The 15,978-nt window shown below is 66.8% G+C and carries 18 protein-coding genes; 6 read left to right on the top strand and 12 right to left on the bottom strand.

Annotation, left to right across the window (positions count from 1 at the left end):
• Positions 1-24: 24 nt before the first annotated feature.
• On the bottom strand, positions 25-2,193 hold the full coding sequence (locus tag C1926_RS03270; protein ID WP_108758237.1) for a M3 family metallopeptidase: 2,169 nt from the start codon (positions 2,191-2,193) through the stop codon (positions 25-27).
• A 140-nt stretch (positions 2,194-2,333) separates the two neighbouring features.
• On the opposite strand from C1926_RS03270, the gene C1926_RS03275 reads away from it, so the two are divergent.
• The gene (locus tag C1926_RS03275; RefSeq protein ID WP_108758238.1) at positions 2,334-2,813 is read left to right on the top strand and encodes a glutathione peroxidase; all 480 of its coding nucleotides are present in this window, start codon (positions 2,334-2,336) and stop codon (positions 2,811-2,813) included.
• Positions 2,814-2,985: 172 nt separating this feature from the next.
• On the opposite strand, the gene C1926_RS03280 is transcribed toward C1926_RS03275, so the two are convergent.
• The 4 genes from C1926_RS03280 to C1926_RS03295 all read right to left on the bottom strand — a co-directional run bounded on the left by C1926_RS03280 (position 2,986) and on the right by C1926_RS03295 (position 7,293).
• Positions 2,986-3,765 (bottom strand): ferredoxin--NADP reductase, encoded by a 780-nt coding sequence (locus C1926_RS03280; RefSeq protein WP_049434844.1) that lies wholly within the window; start codon positions 3,763-3,765, stop codon positions 2,986-2,988.
• 94 nt (positions 3,766-3,859) lie between these two features.
• Positions 3,860-5,713: an ABC transporter ATP-binding protein gene (locus tag C1926_RS03285; RefSeq protein WP_108758239.1), complete on the bottom strand. Its 1,854-nt coding sequence runs from the start codon at positions 5,711-5,713 to the stop codon at positions 3,860-3,862.
• 197 nt (positions 5,714-5,910) lie between these two features.
• A complete protein-coding gene (locus tag C1926_RS03290; RefSeq protein WP_079225289.1) occupies positions 5,911-6,360 on the bottom strand; it encodes a carboxymuconolactone decarboxylase family protein in 450 nt (149 codons plus the stop codon).
• Between the two features lie 36 nt (positions 6,361-6,396).
• Positions 6,397-7,293 (bottom strand): RNA polymerase sigma-70 factor, encoded by an 897-nt coding sequence (locus C1926_RS03295; RefSeq protein WP_079222456.1) that lies wholly within the window; start codon positions 7,291-7,293, stop codon positions 6,397-6,399.
• A gap of 155 nt (positions 7,294-7,448) precedes the next feature.
• Between C1926_RS03295 and C1926_RS03300 the strand changes: the two genes are divergently transcribed.
• The 3 genes from C1926_RS03300 (at position 7,449) to C1926_RS03310 (ending at position 10,099) form a co-directional block, all read left to right on the top strand.
• Entirely contained in the window at positions 7,449-8,966 is a 1,518-nt protein-coding gene (locus C1926_RS03300; protein ID WP_108758240.1) for a fumarate hydratase, read from the top strand.
• Positions 8,967-9,085: 119 nt separating this feature from the next.
• Positions 9,086-9,418, top strand: coding sequence for a hypothetical protein (locus C1926_RS03305; RefSeq protein WP_159095026.1), 333 nt, complete (start codon positions 9,086-9,088; stop codon positions 9,416-9,418).
• A 45-nt stretch (positions 9,419-9,463) separates the two neighbouring features.
• Positions 9,464-10,099 (top strand): glutathione S-transferase family protein, encoded by a 636-nt coding sequence (locus tag C1926_RS03310; protein ID WP_108758242.1) that lies wholly within the window; start codon positions 9,464-9,466, stop codon positions 10,097-10,099.
• 79 nt (positions 10,100-10,178) lie between these two features.
• Here the strand turns inward: C1926_RS03310 and arsC are convergent, their stop codons facing one another.
• The 3 genes from arsC to C1926_RS03325 all read right to left on the bottom strand — a co-directional run bounded on the left by arsC (position 10,179) and on the right by C1926_RS03325 (position 12,281).
• Positions 10,179-10,520, bottom strand: a complete 342-nt coding sequence (arsC, locus tag C1926_RS03315) for an arsenate reductase (glutaredoxin) (protein ID WP_108758243.1) — start codon at positions 10,518-10,520, stop codon at positions 10,179-10,181.
• Entirely contained in the window at positions 10,520-11,674 is a 1,155-nt protein-coding gene (locus C1926_RS03320; protein WP_079222451.1) for a phospholipase A, read from the bottom strand. Before C1926_RS03320 ends, arsC begins: the two co-directional genes overlap by 1 nt.
• A 121-nt stretch (positions 11,675-11,795) precedes the next feature.
• Positions 11,796-12,281 (bottom strand): DUF456 domain-containing protein, encoded by a 486-nt coding sequence (locus C1926_RS03325; protein WP_108747010.1) that lies wholly within the window; start codon positions 12,279-12,281, stop codon positions 11,796-11,798.
• A 234-nt stretch (positions 12,282-12,515) separates the two neighbouring features.
• On the opposite strand from C1926_RS03325, the gene C1926_RS03330 reads away from it, so the two are divergent.
• Positions 12,516-12,725 (top strand): cold-shock protein, encoded by a 210-nt coding sequence (locus C1926_RS03330; RefSeq protein ID WP_079222449.1) that lies wholly within the window; start codon positions 12,516-12,518, stop codon positions 12,723-12,725.
• A 73-nt stretch (positions 12,726-12,798) separates the two neighbouring features.
• Here C1926_RS03330 and C1926_RS03335 read toward each other — a convergent pair whose 3' ends face one another.
• Both C1926_RS03335 and C1926_RS03340 read right to left on the bottom strand, forming a co-directional pair.
• Entirely contained in the window at positions 12,799-13,296 is a 498-nt protein-coding gene (locus C1926_RS03335) for a glycine zipper 2TM domain-containing protein (RefSeq protein ID WP_079222448.1), read from the bottom strand.
• A gap of 129 nt (positions 13,297-13,425) precedes the next feature.
• On the bottom strand, positions 13,426-13,860 hold the full coding sequence (locus C1926_RS03340) for a cytochrome c (RefSeq protein ID WP_108758244.1): 435 nt from the start codon (positions 13,858-13,860) through the stop codon (positions 13,426-13,428).
• Positions 13,861-13,968: 108 nt separating this feature from the next.
• On the opposite strand from C1926_RS03340, the gene C1926_RS03345 reads away from it, so the two are divergent.
• Positions 13,969-14,769 (top strand): tRNA threonylcarbamoyladenosine dehydratase, encoded by an 801-nt coding sequence (locus tag C1926_RS03345; protein ID WP_108758245.1) that lies wholly within the window; start codon positions 13,969-13,971, stop codon positions 14,767-14,769.
• 95 nt (positions 14,770-14,864) lie between these two features.
• Here the strand turns inward: C1926_RS03345 and C1926_RS03350 are convergent, their stop codons facing one another.
• Together C1926_RS03350 and C1926_RS03355 are read right to left on the bottom strand one after the other, a co-directional pair.
• On the bottom strand, positions 14,865-15,644 hold the full coding sequence (locus C1926_RS03350) for a TatD family hydrolase (protein ID WP_108758246.1): 780 nt from the start codon (positions 15,642-15,644) through the stop codon (positions 14,865-14,867).
• Positions 15,641-15,856, bottom strand: coding sequence for a DUF6116 family protein (locus C1926_RS03355; protein ID WP_079222444.1), 216 nt, complete (start codon positions 15,854-15,856; stop codon positions 15,641-15,643). Before C1926_RS03355 ends, C1926_RS03350 begins: the two co-directional genes overlap by 4 nt.
• Between the last annotated feature and the right edge of the window lie 122 nt (positions 15,857-15,978).

The following is a 15,978-nucleotide window of genomic DNA, read 5'->3' on the forward strand; positions in this document are numbered from 1 at the left end:
CGTTTCACGCGACTGCGCGGGCGATCAGTTGCCGGCGCCGGTCAGGCCACGCTTTTCCAGCAGCGGTTCGATCTGCGGCTCGTGGCCGGCGAAATCGCGGAACAGCTGCATGGCATCCACGCTGCCGCCCTTGGACAGCAGGGTGGCGCGGAAGTGGTCGCCGTTCTTGCGGCTCAGGCCACCGTTGTCCTTGAACCACTTCTGGGTGTTGGCGTCCAGCACTTCCGACCAGATGTAGGCGTAGTAGCCGGCCGAGTAGCCGCCCATGATGTGGCTGAAGTACGGGGTCCGGTAGCGCGGCGGAACCGGCGCGTAGTAGATGCCGTCCTTCTCCAGCGCGGCGCGCTCGAAGGCCATCACGTCCTTGGCCGCCGGCACCTTGTCGGCGGCCAGCTGGTGCCAGTTCTGGTCCAGCATCGCTGCACCCAGGTACTCGGTGGTGGCGAAGCCCTGGTTGAACTTGGCCGCGGCCAGCACCTTGTCCAGCAGCGCCTGCGGCATCGCCGAGCCGTTCTGGTAGTGCTTGGCGTAGTTCTTCAGGATGGCCGGGTTGTCGGCCCACATTTCGTTGACCTGCGAGGGGAACTCGACGAAGTCGCGCGGCACGGCGGTGCCCGAGAAGTACGGGTACTTCACGTTGGAGAACATGCCGTGCAGGGCGTGGCCGAACTCGTGGAAGGTGGTGCTCACCTCATCCCAGGTCAGCAGGGTCGGCTGGCCGGCCGGCGGCTTGGGGATGTTCAGGTGGTTGGCGACCACCGGCTTGAAGCCGGTCAGCTTGGACTGCGAGACGTAGGAGTTCATCCAGGCGCCACCGCGCTTGGATGCACGCGCGTACGGGTCGAAGATGAAGATCGCCAGCTGGCTGCCGTCGGCATCGAACACGTCATAGACGGTGACGTCGTCGTGGTAGACCGGCAGGTCGGTGCGCTGCTTGAAGGTCAGGCCGAATTCCTGGTTGGCGGCGAAGAACACGCCGTTCTCCAGCACGTTCTTCATTTCGAAGTACGGCTTGAGCTGGGATTCGTCGAAGTTGTACTTGGCCTGGCGCACCTTCTCGCTGTAGAACGCCCAGTCCCACGGCTCGAGGGCGAAGGTCTTCTTGCCGGCGGCCTTCTGTTCCTTGTCGATCATCGCCTGCAGGTCGGCGGCTTCGCGCTTGGCGTTGGCCACGGCGGCCGGGGCCAGCTTGCCCAGCATCGCGTTGACCGCTTCGGGGGTCTTGGCGGTCTGGTTGGTCAGGTTGTAGGCGGCGAAGTTCGCAAAGCCCATCAGCTTGGCCTTGTCGGCACGCAGCTGCATGATGCGCGAGACCAGTGCGGTGTTGTCGAACTCACCGCCGCGGCTGCCGCGGGTGATCGAGGCTTCGTAGATCTTCTGGCGCAGCGCGCGGTTGGCCAGGTTGGTCAGCGGCGGCTGGCCGGTGGTGTTGAGCAGGGTGATCACGTACTTGCCGTCCAGGCCACGGGCCTTGGCGGCTTCGGCGGCGGCGGCGATCTGTTCCTGGGACAGGCCGTCGAGCTGCTTGACGTCGTCGACGGTGATCGCCGAAGCGTTCACTTCCGACTGCACGTTCTGGCTGAACTTCGTGCCCAGGTTGGCCAGCTCGGCGTTCATGCCCTTCAGCGTGGCCTTGTCGGCCTCGGACAGCTTGGCGCCGGCGCGCACGTAGTTGTCGTAGTACTTCTCGACCACGCGCACGCCTTCGGCGTCCAGGCCCAGCTGGTTGCGGGTGTCATACAGCGCCTGGATGCGGGCGAACAGCTTGCCGTTCAGCGCGATCGCATCGCTGTGCGCGGCGAACTTTGCCGAGTAGTCGGCCTGCAGCTTCTTGCGCGCATCGTTGGTGTCGGCGCCGACCAGGCTGAAGAACACGGTGGTCGCGCGGTCCAGCACGTCACCGCTCTTTTCCAGGGCGATGATGGTGTTGTCGAAGGTCGGCTTGGCCTTGGTGTTGGCGATTGCCTCCACTTCCTTCAGCTGCTGCGCCATGCCGGCGTCGAAGGCCGGGGCGAAGTCGCTGTCCTTGATCTTGTCGAACTGCGGGAAGTGCAGCGGCAGCGGGCTTTCGGCGAAGAACGGGTTGGCCTGCTGGGCGTTGGCAGCAGCGGCCGGGGTGGCGGCGCTGGCCGAATAGGCGGGCAGGGCAAGGCCGAGGGTCATGGCCACGGCAAGGGCAAGGCGGGTGGTCAAGGCGGTACTCCGGTAAGGCAAACAAGTGCCCGAGGGTAACCCGCCGGGCGCGGGCGCCACTTGTGTCAAAAGGCATGCCCGGCAGCGCCAACCGGCACGGCCTGCGATTACCATGGGACACCCCACCCGGACCGCATGCCATGCCCAACGCCTTCGACTTCGGTTTCGTGGACCTGGACGGCCAGCCGCAGGCGCTGGCGCAGTACCAGGGCCGCCCGATGCTGCTGGTCAACGTCGCCAGCCGCTGCGGCTTCACCCCGCAGTACACCGGCCTGGAGCAGCTGTGGCAGGCGTACCGCGATCGTGGCCTGGTGGTGATCGGCTTCCCCTGCAACCAGTTCGGTGGGCAGGAGCCGGGTGACGCGGCGCAGATCCGCCAGTTCTGTTCGCTGGACTATCCGGTCAGCTTCCCGCTGTCGCAGAAGATCGAGGTCAACGGCGAGGGCGCCGACCCGCTGTGGACGTGGCTGTCGCACGAGAAGCGCGGCCTGCTCGGCATCGCCCGCATCAAGTGGAATTTCAGCAAGTTCCTGCTCGACCGGCAGGGGCAGGTGGTGGCGCGCTATGCGCCGACCACCGCACCGGAGCAGCTGCGCAGCGCGATCGAAGCGCTGCTCTGACCGTCATCCGCCGGGCATGGCCCGGCGCTACCGATGAAGCGCTCCTGTAGAGCCGAGCCCACGCTCGGCTGCTGTTTGGCGAACGATGCAGGCGCGCTGCGCGCGCAAGCCGAGCGTCGGCTCGGCTCTACTGACTCATCCGCCGGGCATGGCCCGGCGCTACCGCGGCGGCTTACTTTTCGACGAAGGCGCGTTCGAACACGTAGTGGCCCGGCTGGCCGATACGCGGCGACACCTGGAAGCCACGCGCATCCAGCACGGTGCGCAGGTCGGCCAGCATCTGCGGGCTGCCGCAGATCATCGCGCGGTCGTTTTCCGGGCTCAGTTCGGGCAGGCCGAGGGTGCGCTGCATCTCGCCGCTTTCCATCAGCTGGGTAAGGCGGCCCTGGTTGGCGAACGGCTCGCGGGTGACGGCCGGGTAGTACAGCAGCTTGTCGCCGATCATCTCGCCGAGGAACTCATGCTCGCGCAGTTCCTTCTCGAAGTAATCGCGGTAGGCCAGGTCCTTTTCGTAGCGCACGCCGTGGCAGAGGATCACCTTCTCGAAGCGCTCGTAGGTTTCCGGGTCCTTGATGACCGACAGCCACGGTGCCATGCCGGTGCCGGTACCCAGCAGGTACAGGTTCTTGCCCGGGTGCAGGTCGCTGATCAGCAGGGTGCCGGTGGGCTTCTTGCCGACCAGCACCTTGTCACCCGGCTTGATGTGCTGCAGGCGCGAGGTCAGCGGGCCGTCCTGCACCTTGATGCTGAAGAACTCCAGGTGCTCTTCCCAGTTGGCGCTGGCGATGGAATACGCGCGCAGCAGCGGCCGGGCCTCGGTTTCCAGGCCGATCATCACGAACTGGCCGTTCTCGAAACGGAAACCGCTGTCGCGGGTGAGGGTGAAGCTGAAGTAGGCATCGGTCCAGTGGCGGACCTCAAGCACCGTTTCGGCGCCGAAAGCGGAAGACATGGGGGCACATTCAGGCAATGGATTCGTCCCCGCCATTCTACCTCAAATGAGAGGGGTTCTCATTATCCGGAACGAGAGGCGTTCTCAGGGCCGTTCAGCGGTAGCCGGCGGCCTGCAGTTCGAACAGCTCGGCGTAACGCCCGCCCTGGGCCATCAGTTCGTCGTGGGTACCGCTGGCTTCCAGCCGGCCCTCGGCCAGCACCAGGATGCGGTCGGCCATGCGTACCGAGGAAAAACGGTGTGAGATCAGCACCGCGGTGCGCTTGTCGGCCAGTTCGCGGAAGCGCTGGAACACCTCGAATTCGGCGCGTGCATCGAGTGCGGCAGTCGGTTCGTCGAGGATCATCACCTGCGCGTCGCGCATCCAGGCACGGGCGATGGCGATCTTCTGCCACTGCCCGCCGGACAGGTCCACGCCCTGCTTGAAGCGGCGGCCGATCAGCTGCCCGTAGCCACCGGGCAGGGCATCGATCACTTCTTCGGCCATGCCCCGGCGTGCGGCATCGGCGATGCGCGCCTGGTCGGCCATCGCCTCCACCTGGCCGACGCCGATGTTCTCGCCAGCGGTCAGGTTGTAGCGGACGAAGTCCTGGAAGATCACGCCCAGGTTGGCGCGCAGGTCGTCCAGGTCGTAGTCGCGCAGGTCGCGGCCATCGAGCAGGATGCGGCCTTCGTCCGGTTCGTACAGGCGCGCCAGCAGCTTGACCAGGGTGGTCTTGCCCGCGCCGTTCTCGCCCACCAGGGCCAGCACTTCACCGGCGTGCAGCTGGAAATCGAGGTGGCGCACCGCCCATTGCTCGGCATCCGGGTAGCGGAAGCCCACGTTCTCGAACACGAAGCCCTCGCGGATCGGCCGCGGCACGGCCACCGCGCTCTCGCGCGAATGGATTTCCGGTTCGATCTGGAAGAACGAATACAGGTCGTCCAGGTACAGCGCCTGGCTGGCCACCTGCGAGAAGCCGATCAGCAGGCCTTCCAGCAACTGGCGCAGGCGCAGGAAGCTGCCGGCGAGGAAGGTCAGGTCGCCGATGGAGAAATCACCGCGCACCGTGCGCCAGGCGATGTAGGCATAGGCGGTGTAGTAACCCAGCGTGCCCAGTGCGGCCAGCACCGTGCCCCAGAACGCGCGCCGCCGCGCCAGTGCCCGGTTGGCCAGGAACAGCGCCGCCGACAGCCGCCGGTAGCGATCCACCAGGAAGCGGTGCAGGTTGAAGATCTTCACTTCCTTGGCCGTTTCCACGCTCGCGCCAAGCTGGCGCAGGTAGTCCAGCTGGCGCCGTTCGGGCGTCCACAGGAAGTTGAGGCTGTAGCCGGCTGCGTTGAAATGCGATTCGCCGATGAAGGCAGGCACCAGCGCCAGGGCCAGCAGCAGGATCAGCCAGGGTGCGTAGACCAGCAGGCCCACCGCCAGGCTGGCCACGGTGATCGCATCCTGCACCTGGCCGAACAACTGGCTCATCAGGTTCATCCGGCCCATGGTCTGCCGCCGCGCGCGGTCCAGCTTGTCCTGCAGGTCGGGGTCTTCGAAGTCCTCCAGGTCCAGGGTGGCGGCGTGTTCCATCAGGCGCACGCTGGTGGCGTTGGCGAACAGTTCCGACAGCAGGGCATCGGCATAGCTGACCAGCCGGCCGAGCAGGTCCGAGGCGATGGCCAGGCCGAATTCCAGCGCCAGCAGGCCCAGCAGCGGATTGAGTAAGCCGCTGGACAGCGCCTCGCCCAGCGGCGGGAAGCCGGCCTCGTGCTGGCTCAGGTGCAGCGCGGTATCGATGATGAGCTTGCCCACGTACAGCATCGCCACCGGCAGCAACGCGCGGATCAGGCGCAGGCCGAGGCTGGTCAGGGTCAACGCGGGGCTGGTCTGCCACACCTGGCGCAGGAAGGGCGGCAGGTTGCGCATCGCCTTGAAGCGCTGGCGCAGGCTCGGTTTCTTCTCGGGGGCAGCAGGCATGCCGCCATTGTGCGCGCGTGCGGCGTGCAGATGGGGTCGTGGAGATGGGGTCAGATCCCTTTGCATCGCAAAGGGCTCTGACCCCACTACCGCGCTTCGGGGTCAGAGCCCTTCGCCATGCGAAGGGATCCGACCCCACCGGTGCAGATGGGGTCAGATCCCTTTGCGACGCAAAGGGCTCTGACCCCGTTCGCCTCTTACGGCAGCGGCGGCAGCAGCCCTGCACCCAGCCGGTTCCAGGCATTGATCACCGCAATGCCCATGCTCAGGTCGCTGATGCCCTTCTCATCGAAGTGCGGTGCCAGCGCATCGAATGCGGCCTGCGAAGGTGCGCCTTCGGTCAGCCGGGTCAGGGCCTCGGCCCAACCCAGCGCGGCACGTTCGCGCGCATCGAAGAAACGGCTTTCATGCCAGGCCGGCAGGGTGTCCAGCTTGCGCGGCTCGATGCCGCCCTTGCGCAGCGCGGTGCCGTGCATGTCCATGCAGTAGCCGCAGCCATTGAGCTGGGACACGCGCAGGAACAGCAGTTCCATCAGCGTCGGGTCGATCGAACTGTCATGCACCGCCTTGCTGGTGGCCAGCAGGCCCTTGAAGGCCTCGGCGGCCAGGCGGGTGTAGGGGACGCGGGGAGAGGCGTGGTCGGACATTTTCAGCTCCACGACGGCCACGGTGGCCGTCTTTCATTACAAGGACGCCGCACCGTCCGCGTTCGTGACAGTCCCGTGCAGCTTTTCCGGATTCAGCACGCTGTACACGTTGGCGATGCGGCCATCGGCCACTTCGATGGTGGTGACCGAGTGCAGGCGATCGCCCTGGAAGCGCAGGATCGCCGGCTCGCCATTGACCCAGCCCAGCTGCGCGGTATGGCCCAGGCCGCGGCGCGCGATGGCCCAGAACAGGCGGCCGATGCGCTCGGCGCCCAGCAGCGGGCGCACCGCCGCGGTGACCACGCCGCCGCCATCGGACACCAGCCGCGCGTTGGCATGCAGCAGCGCCTGGATGGCCTCGCTGTCGCCTTGCTGGGTGGCATCCATGAAGCGCGCCAGCAACTGCCGGTGCTGGCCGGCGTCGGCGTTGAAGCGCGGCCGCCCGGCCTGCAGGCGCTGTTTTGCCCGGTGTACCAGCTGGCGGCAGTTCGGTTCGCTGAGGCCGAGCAGGGCGGCGATCTGCCGGTAGTCGTGGTCGAAGGCCTCCTTCAGCAGGAAGGCGGCCCGTTCCTCCGGGCCGAGCTGCTCCAGCAGGGTGAGGAAGGCCACCGACACCTCATCGGCGCGGGCATGGGCCAGGGCCGGGTCGCTGGACGGTTCAGGTTCCAGGCTGATCTCCAGCGGCTCGGCCAGCCACGGGCCAACGTAGTGGACCCGCTCGCGCCGGGCCGCGCGCAGCCGGTCCAGGCCCAGCCGGGTGGTGGTGGTGACCAGCCAGGCCTCGGGGTCGCGGACGGCGGACGCATCGGCGCCGGACCAGCGCAGCCAGGCATCCTGGACCACGTCCTCGGCATCGCTGCGGCTGCCGAGCAGGCGGTAGGCCAGTGCCATCAGGCGCGGGCGATGGGTCTGGAAGGTGGCTTCAGTGTTCATGCGACCAGGACGCCGGGGAGGTGGCAAGCGTGACAGAGAGTGTGGGGTCGGAGCCCTCTGCAAGGGATCCGACCCCGCGATTGTGATCCTGCGGCCGGGGGAGGGGGTAAAATGGGCGGATTACCCCCCGCCAGCCTCGAGCAAGCGAGCAAGCCGTGACATCGATCAAGCAGGAAGACCTCATCCAGTCCATCGCCGACGCGCTGCAGTACATCTCGTACTATCACCCGGTCGACTACATCAAGAACCTCGCCGCCGCCTATGAGCGCGAGGAGTCGCCGGCCGCGAAGGAAGCGATGGCCCAGATCCTGATCAACTCACGGATGTGCGCCGAAGGCCACCGTCCGATCTGCCAGGACACCGGCATCGTCACCGTGTTCCTGGAAATCGGCATGGACGTGCGCTGGGATGACGCGACCATGGGCGTGGAAGACATGGCCAACGAGGGCGTGCGCCGTGCCTACCTGCACCCGGAGAACAAGCTGCGCGCCTCGGTGCTGGCCGATCCGGCCGGCAAGCGCGTCAACACCAAGGACAACACCCCGGGCGTGGTCAACGTCAAGGTGGTGCCGGGCAACACCGTCGACGTCATCGTCGCCGCCAAGGGCGGTGGTTCGGAAGCCAAGACCAAGTTCGCCATGCTCAACCCGTCTGATTCCATCGTCGACTGGGTGCTGAAGACCGTGCCGACCATGGGCGCTGGCTGGTGCCCGCCGGGCATGCTGGGCATCGGCATCGGCGGCACCGCTGAAAAGGCGATGCTGCTGGCCAAGGAAGCGCTGATGGAGCCGATCGACATCACTGAGCTGCAGGCCCGTGGTGCGTCCAACCGCATCGAAGAACTGCGCCTGGAGCTGTACGAGAAGGTCAACGCGCTGGGCATCGGCGCACAGGGCCTGGGTGGCCTGACCACCGTCCTGGACATCAAGATCAACGATTACCCGACCCACGCGGCCAACCTGCCGGTGGCGATGATCCCGAACTGCGCGGCCACCCGCCATGCGCACTTCACCCTGGATGGCAGCGGCCCGGTGATGCTGGACCCGCCGTCGCTGGAAGACTGGCCGAAGCTGACCTACGACGCGTCCAAGGGCACCCGCGTGGACCTGGATACGATCACCCCGGAAGACGTGGCCAACTGGAAGCCGGGCCAGACCCTGCTGCTCAACGGCAAGCTGCTGACCGGCCGCGACGCCGCGCACAAGCGCATGGTCGACATGCTCAACAAGGGCGAGGAACTGCCGGTCGATCTGAAGGGTCGCTTCATCTACTACGTCGGCCCGGTCGATCCGGTGCGCGACGAAGTGGTGGGCCCTGCCGGCCCGACCACGGCCACCCGCATGGACAAGTTCACCGAGCAGGTGCTGGCACAGACCGGCCTGCTGGGCATGGTCGGCAAGGCCGAGCGGGGCCCGGCCGCCATCGAGGCGATCAAGAAGCACAAGTCGGCCTACCTGATGGCCGTCGGTGGTTCGGCCTACCTGGTGTCCAAGGCGATCAAGGCGGCCAAGGTCGTCGGCTTCGCTGACCTTGGCATGGAAGCGATCTACGAATTCACCGTGCAGGACATGCCGGTGACCGTGGCGGTCGATTCCACCGGCGAATCGGTGCACAAGACCGGCCCGCGCGAATGGCAGGCCCGCATCGGCAAGATTCCGGTGGTGGTGGAGTAATTCCACCGGGAGCAGAAGAACGGCGCCGCAGGGCGCCGTTTTTTGTTTAACGCCGCACGAAGGTCTGCATTGCTAGGCTCGGCTGGCGTTTTTCCGGTGTATTGAACAGGGAGTGTCCAATGTCATTGTTCCGTGGCTTTGTCGTGCTGTGTCTTGTTTCCCTCGCCGCCTGCAGCAGTGGCGGAGATCTGTACGACGGCGCACCCGGCAACAACGCCAGCGCGCAATGCGTGATGGCGTGCCAGCAGTACCGCAACGCCTGCCTGGCCCGCTCCGATTCGGACCGCCGCTCGACCTGCGATGCGCAGGCGGCGAGCAAGTGCGACCGGATCAAGGATGACGAGATGCGGCGTTCCTGCATGTCACAGGCGCAGGCCTGCATGGACCAGTCGCCGCTGATCAGCTGCAGCCAGAACGCCGACAGCTGCATGGCCTCCTGCGGCGGTGGCTGAGCCATTGGGCGCATAATCGGCGCTTCCCGCAACCGGAGTCGTCGCATGCGCACTACGCTGTATGGGTCTGTCAGCACCGCCTCGCTGGTGGTGCACTGGCTGCTGATCGAACTGGGCATCGAGCATGAGCTGGTGCTGCTGGATTTCGACAAGCGCGAGCACAAGGCCGCGCCGTACCTGGCCCTGAACCCGGCTGGCGTGGTGCCGACGCTGATGATCGATGGCCAGGTGCTGACCGAAGCGGCCGCCATTGCCCTGTACCTGGCTGACCGCTATCCCGAAGCGGGCCTGCTGCCGGCACCGGGTACGCCCGCGCGCGGCCAGGCATATCGCTGGATGTTCTGGTGCGCCAACACCCTGCAGCCCGCCTACCGCGCGTGGTTCTACCCGCATGAAGCCGCCGGCGAAGCCAACGTCGCCGCCACCCAGGTGATGGCGCGCCAGCGCCTGGAAGCTGCGTGGCAGCGGATGGCCGCGCACCTGCAGACGCAGGGGCCGTACGTGCTGGGCGAAGCGCCGAGCGTGGTCGATTTCATGCTGGTGATGCTGATGCGCTGGTCGCGCAACATGCCTACCCCGGCAGACAGCCTGCCGGTGCTGAAGGTCTACGCGCAGCGCCTGAAGGCGCGACCGTCATTCATCGAGACCTACCGCCGCGAAGGCATCACTGATTGGATGTGATCGCCAGCGTCTTGGGGGTAGAGTCGACCGTTGGTCGACTCCGCCGTGCTTGCGATAGCCGACCAACGGTCGACTCTACCTACAGCAGGTCGAGGACGCGCTCCGGCGGGCGGCACAGGCGCGTGCCCTTCGGGGTGCGCACGATGGGGCGGTTGATCAGCCGCGGGTGCTTGGCCATGGCGGCCAGCAGGGTGGCTTCATCGGCGCCAGCCAGGCCCAGTTCGGCGAACTGCGCTTCCTTGCTGCGCACCAGCTCGGTGGCGGCCAGGCCGGATTCGGCCAGCACCTGGCGCAGGGTGGCCACGTCGGGCGGGGCGCCCAGGTAGTCGACCACCACCGGTTCGATGCCGGCCTCGCGGATCAGCGCCAGCGCGCCGCGCGAATTGCTGCACGCCGGGTTGTGCCAGATCGTCACGGTCATCAGAACCACTCCAGCAGCGATACGCCCACGCCCACGTAGGTGGCCTTGTGGTTGTAGTCGATCATGCTCTCGCCGTAGCCATCGAACACCTGGATATGGCCGCGCAGCAGGTTGCTGATCGGGAAGCCGTAGTCGAGCTGCAGCGCGCCGTGCGAACGGTCGCCGGTGCGCAGCGAATGGCGCGCCATCAGCGCGACTTCATGGCCGTTGCGGTTCCAGATCAGGGTCGCGTCGCCGCGGCCCATGTAGTCTTCGATATCCGGATTGTTGTCTTCGCTGCGCGACTCGGGAATGCGGTACCACGGGCGCAGCACCAGCGCCCAGTTCTCACGGTCCAGGCCGATGTTGAGCATCACCCGGTTCCAGCTGCGCGACAGCGGGTCGGGCCGGCCGTTGGACTGGTGGTTGAGGCCGATGCCGGTCATCCGCCCACGCCAGCCTCCGATGGAGTAGCCGTTGCGGAACACCATCATCACTTCCGGCTCGTAGTTGGTTTCGCGGAACGGGCGCGAATTCTCGGCGTTGTAGGCCTGCCAGCGCGAACTCTGGGTATAGCCGGCCCAGATATCGCCGTTGTCGCCGAACAGGTTCTCGGCGATCTTGGTCTTGAAGCTGATCTGGAACTTCAGCTCGGTGCTGTCCAGCACCTGCGGCGTGGTTACGCTGTTGGCCGGGTTCGGCGACTGCGGCATCTGGTTCTTGTCGCTGGTCCAGAAGGCGGGCAACAGGTAGACCGGCTTGTAGGCGCGCAGCTGGAACGGGCCCAGCTTGGAGTCCTCGGCCAGTTCCCAGCGGCTGTCCAGCAGCGAGCCGCGGCCGGCGTTGGCCAGGGCGCTGTCGTCCGGCGCCGGGCGGAAGAGGTCGCCCACGCGGGTGCGCAGCTTTTCTTCGCCCTGGCTGAGGCGTGACGCCTGGCGTTGTTCGCGCAGGGCCTGTGCGGCCTGCTGGGCGGCGGCGTCAGCCTCGGCCGTGGCCTGGACGTTGCGGCCGAACAGCCGGTCGTAGCAGGCCAGGCGCGCGGCGTCACTGTCGACGGCGGCGCAGCCGGCCGGCGTAGCGGTTGAAGTGGGCGCGATTTCCTGCGCGGCAAGCGGCGCACTGGCCAGGGCCAGCGCCAGCGGCGCGAAGCGGGGGAGCAGCGTGGGGAGGGTCATTGCAGCAGGCCCTTCAGGGATGAATACGGGAAGACGCACAGTGTGGCGGCTGCCCGTGGCAACGGCCAGCCCCTTGGTTTATGCCCGGCGCGGGCGTGCGCGTGGCGTGAAGGCGGCGCGGTTACAGGAACCAGGCAAACGCGAACAGGCCCAGCATGGCGATCACCACGGCCAGCTTCAGCGCCAGGCCCAGCAGGATGCCCAGCCAGGTGGCCAGGCCGACCTTGGTCGAGCGCCCAAGCTCGCGGGTGTGCCAGTACTCGCCGAGCAGGGCGCCCAGCAGGGGGCCGGCAAACAGGCCGACCGGCATGAAGAACAGGCCCACGATGCTGCCGATGAAGGTGCCCCACAGTGCCTTGCGGCTGGCGCCCACCCGTTGCGCTCCGACCACCGTGGACAGGACATCGACCAGCAGGGACAGCGCGGTCAGCACGCCGAGGATGACCAGGGTGGGCCAGCCGACGTGTGCGAAGCCGTCGGCCCATGCCGCCAGCAGCAGTCCGACGAAGACCAGCGGCACGCCCGGAAGCGCCGGCAGGATGATGCCCGCGATGCCCACAAGGACAAAAATGACCGCTAGCAGATACAAGATGAATGAGAGGTCCATGCTGTCCAGTATGGTGGTCTTTTTGGGGTTGACAGTGAAGAATTTTGGCAGTTGCTTTTTCGTTTTGGTCGGGTTAAGTTGCAGTCGCTGAGCTTGGCAAGGTCACCGTGGATCGTGGCCTGATGAAGCAAGATCTCTTCGATCCGCTGCATCGTTGCACCTCGCTTCCCCCTTGCTTGTCAGCCGCCCAACAGGCGTTTCCAACAACAAGAGAGTCACCAGGGAGTGAGTGAGATGTCTGATCGCGAGACCGGTACCGTCAAGTGGTTCAACGATGCAAAGGGCTTCGGCTTCATCAGCCGTGAAAACGGCGAAGACGTGTTCGTGCATTTCCGTGCCATCCAGACCCAGGGCTTCAAGAGCCTGAAGGAAGGCCAGAAGGTCACCTTCACCGTCGTGCAGGGCCAGAAGGGCCTGCAGGCAGATGCCGTAGAGCCGGTCTGAACGGCCTGCAGCGTGCTGCACGAAAAAGGCCCGCGCAAGCGGGCCTTTTTCATTGCCACCGGCGCCTGCCGGATCAGCGCAGGACGACGCGGCCGTTGACCACGCGCACGTAGGTGTTCTCACGGATGCCGGCCAGGTCGCGCTGGTTGACCACGACGGTACGGCCATCATCCATGCGCACGGTGATGTCGTAGGTATCGCTGGTCACGTTCTTCTGGATCTGGTTGCCCGCCAGGGCACCACCCACCGCGCCTGCGGCGGCGGCGACGTTCTTGTTGCCCCGGCTGCCGCCGGTGTGGTCGGAGATCTCATGGCCGGCCACGGCGCCGACGATGCCACCGAGGATGGCGCCGGTCGCGCTGGGCGCGGTACGGCCCGAGGCCACGGTATTGATGCGGGTGACGATGCCGCAGTCGGCGCAACGGTTCTGGTTGTAGCCGCCGTTGTTGCCATAGCCGCCATTGTTGTAGCCACCGTTGTTGTAACCACCGCCGCCGTAACCGGGCGAGGTGGCGCAGCCAGCCAGGGCGAGCGTAGCGATGGCACTGGCAGCGATGAGCTGGATCTTCATGGGGCGTCTCCTGGCCGTGAAGGCGGATGGAAGGGTGGTACTGCGTCATGCAGCAGGGTGATCGAATCGTCCACTTTTCAACGTGAACAAGGTGCCAATCACGCCGGCCTTCCCCGGCTGGAAGATGAATCAGCGGAAGTCCTGGTGGCAGGCCCGGCAGTCGTCCTGCACGGTCTGCACGACCTTGCCCAGCGCGGCGCAGTCGGCGGGCGGGGCGGCCAGCGCGGCATTGAGGCTGGCCCGGTACTGGCTGGCATGCTGCTGGAAGCGCGCATCCTCCTTCAACCCGGGAAACGCCAGGTCCAGGTCGTTGGACAGCAGGCGCAGCGACTGCAGGCGCGGCACGCTGTCAGCCAGGCTGCAGCGGTTCTGCTGCTGGGCCTGCTGCAGCAGTTCGGCCTGCCGCTGCATCACGTGCATCAGGCTGTGCGGGAAGGGATCGCGGCCCGCCTGCAGGGCGCGGCCCACCATCACCGTAGCGACCAGGCCGATCAGCAGGCCCAGGCCGAGCACGAACAGGTAGCGCTGGGCGCTGGAGGGACGACGGGGCGGGCTGGCGTTCATGCTTGCTCCTCCGTGGGTGATGCGCGAATGGGTGATGCGCGGGCGTGCAACGGTGGGTTCGATGGCGGCCCGCTATGGCCGCCGCTGCCTGCACGTTAAAATAGCCCCATGAACGAACAGGTCAAACAACGCTTCGCCGGCATCGAACGGCTGTATGGCGTAGGCGCGCTCGAGCGCCTGCAGGGCAGCCGCGTGGCGGTGGTGGGCATGGGCGGCGTCGGCTCGTGGGTCGTGGAAGCGCTGGCCCGTTCGGCGGTCGGCCACCTGACCCTCATCGACGCCGATGACATCTGCGTGTCCAACACCAACCGGCAGCTGCCGGCGATGGAAGGCAACTACGGCCGCAACAAATCCGAGGCGATGGCCGAGCGCTGCCGCGCGATCAATCCGCAGATCGATGTCGATGCGGTGCAGGCGTTCCTCACCACCGGCAACATGGCCGAACTGCTGGACCGTGGTTTCGACCTGGTCATCGACGCCTGCGACAGCTTCCGGGTGAAGGTGGAAACCATCGCCTGGTGCCGCCGCCGCAAGCTGCCGCTGCTGACGGTGGGCGCCGCCGGCGGGCGTACCGACCCGACCCTGGTGCGCATCCGCGATGTCTCGCGTACCGAGCACGACGCAATGCTGGCGTTGATCCGCAAGAAGCTGCGCAGCGAGTTCAACTTCCCGAAGAACGCCAAGCGCTACTTCGGCGTGCCGGCGGTGTACTCGCTGGAAAACGTGAAGTACCCGCAGGCCGATGGCAGCGTCTGCGGCCTGCGGCCGAACCTGGGCGCCGATGCCGCGCTGAAGCTGGATTGCGGTGCCGGGCTGGGTGCGGCCACGCATATCACCGGCGCGTTCGCCTTCGCTGCAGCCGGCAAGGCGCTGGAAATGCTGCTGGAGCCGAAGAAGCTCAAGGCTTGACGGTAGTGCCGGCCGCTGGCCGGCTTCCGCGCTGATTCAATCATTCCTGGGTTGCCGGCCAGCGGCCGGCACTACCGGCGTGGGGCTGGCCGGCACTACCCTTGTGTGGCAGGCAGCGCGAACAGCCGCCGGGCGTTCTCGCTGGTGGCCTGTGCCACGGTTTCCACATCCGTGCCGCGCAGTGCGGCCACGTGGCGGGCGATCACCGACAGCCGCGCCGGTTCATTGCGCTCGCCACGGATGCCGGCGTCGGGCTGGTCCGGTGCGTCGGTTTCCAGCAGCAGCTGCTGCAGCGGCATCTCCCGCACGAGCCGCTGCAGGCGCTGCGCGCGTTCGTAGGTCAGCGGCCCGCCCAGACCGAGCAGGAAGCCCAATTTGTCCAGCTGTGCGGCCTGCTCCGGGCTGCCGGGGAAGCTGTGCACGACGCCACGCAGGCCGCCGATGCGACGGATCGCGGCGATCACCGCATCCACCGCGCGGCGCGCGTGCACGATCACCGGCAGGTCGAAGTCGCGGGCCAGCTTCAACTGGCCGATGAAATAGTCCTGCTGCGCCTGCGCGTCCAGCCCGTCGACGAAGAAATCCAGGCCGCACTCGCCGATCGCGCACGGACGCTCGCGCTCGATCCAGTCGCGCAGCTGGTCCAAGTGCCCGGGGCGGTGCTCGGCCAGGAACATCGGGTGCAGGCCGTACGCCGGGTACAGCCCCGGCGCCTGCTGGCAGACCTCGCGCAGCTTCGGCCAGCTGGCGGCGGTCACCGCCGGCACCACCTGGGCCTGCACGCCGGCCGCGCGGGCGCGTTCGATCACGGCCGTGCGGTCAGGGTCGAACTCGCTGGCATCCAGGTGGCAATGGCTGTCGACCAGCATGTTCAACGCTGTTCCAGCGGCGGTGGCGTCGCCGCGCTGCGGTTCTTCCAGTTGGCCAGCAGCAGGGTGCCCAGGCCCAGCACCAGTTCGTCCACGAACGGGATGGGGTCGGGGATGAACAGCGTCAGCGCGAACAGGCCGGCGGTCAGCTTGAACAGGGTGGGGTAGCGCAGCCGGCGTGCCCATTGCAGGACCGGCAGCAGCATCGGGTTGGCCATGGCGGGGCTCCACGTGGGCGAGGTGCAAACGCTACCACGGGCCCTGCATTTCCCGATGCTGAATGGGTTACGGCCATGAGCAGGAATTGTGGAGATTCCGTTCAGGCAGGCCATGCTGCAAT

This window comes from Stenotrophomonas sp. ZAC14A_NAIMI4_1 (assembly GCF_003086915.1).
Classification (GTDB): Bacteria; Pseudomonadota; Gammaproteobacteria; order Xanthomonadales; family Xanthomonadaceae; genus Stenotrophomonas.

Bases quoted from the DNA above. Each gene is read 5' to 3' on its own strand.
- C1926_RS03320 (WP_079222451.1), bottom strand. From the start codon at position 11,674: ATGACCCTCCCCACGCTGCTCCCCCGCTTCGCGCCGCTGGCGCTGGCC.
- C1926_RS03305 (WP_159095026.1), top strand. From the start codon at position 9,086: ATGTCATTGTTCCGTGGCTTTGTCGTGCTGTGTCTTGTTTCCCTCGCC.
- C1926_RS03310 (WP_108758242.1), top strand. From the start codon at position 9,464: ATGCGCACTACGCTGTATGGGTCTGTCAGCACCGCCTCGCTGGTGGTG.
- C1926_RS03345 (WP_108758245.1), top strand. From the start codon at position 13,969: ATGAACGAACAGGTCAAACAACGCTTCGCCGGCATCGAACGGCTGTAT.
- C1926_RS03290 (WP_079225289.1), bottom strand. From the start codon at position 6,360: ATGTCCGACCACGCCTCTCCCCGCGTCCCCTACACCCGCCTGGCCGCC.
- C1926_RS03330 (WP_079222449.1), top strand. From the start codon at position 12,516: ATGTCTGATCGCGAGACCGGTACCGTCAAGTGGTTCAACGATGCAAAG.
- arsC (WP_108758243.1), bottom strand. From the start codon at position 10,520: ATGACCGTGACGATCTGGCACAACCCGGCGTGCAGCAATTCGCGCGGC.
- C1926_RS03335 (WP_079222448.1), bottom strand. From the start codon at position 13,296: ATGAAGATCCAGCTCATCGCTGCCAGTGCCATCGCTACGCTCGCCCTG.
- C1926_RS03325 (WP_108747010.1), bottom strand. From the start codon at position 12,281: ATGGACCTCTCATTCATCTTGTATCTGCTAGCGGTCATTTTTGTCCTT.
- C1926_RS03275 (WP_108758238.1), top strand. From the start codon at position 2,334: ATGCCCAACGCCTTCGACTTCGGTTTCGTGGACCTGGACGGCCAGCCG.
- C1926_RS03340 (WP_108758244.1), bottom strand. From the start codon at position 13,860: ATGAACGCCAGCCCGCCCCGTCGTCCCTCCAGCGCCCAGCGCTACCTG.
- C1926_RS03280 (WP_049434844.1), bottom strand. From the start codon at position 3,765: ATGTCTTCCGCTTTCGGCGCCGAAACGGTGCTTGAGGTCCGCCACTGG.
- C1926_RS03295 (WP_079222456.1), bottom strand. From the start codon at position 7,293: ATGAACACTGAAGCCACCTTCCAGACCCATCGCCCGCGCCTGATGGCA.
- C1926_RS03355 (WP_079222444.1), bottom strand. From the start codon at position 15,856: ATGGCCAACCCGATGCTGCTGCCGGTCCTGCAATGGGCACGCCGGCTG.
- C1926_RS03285 (WP_108758239.1), bottom strand. From the start codon at position 5,713: ATGCCTGCTGCCCCCGAGAAGAAACCGAGCCTGCGCCAGCGCTTCAAG.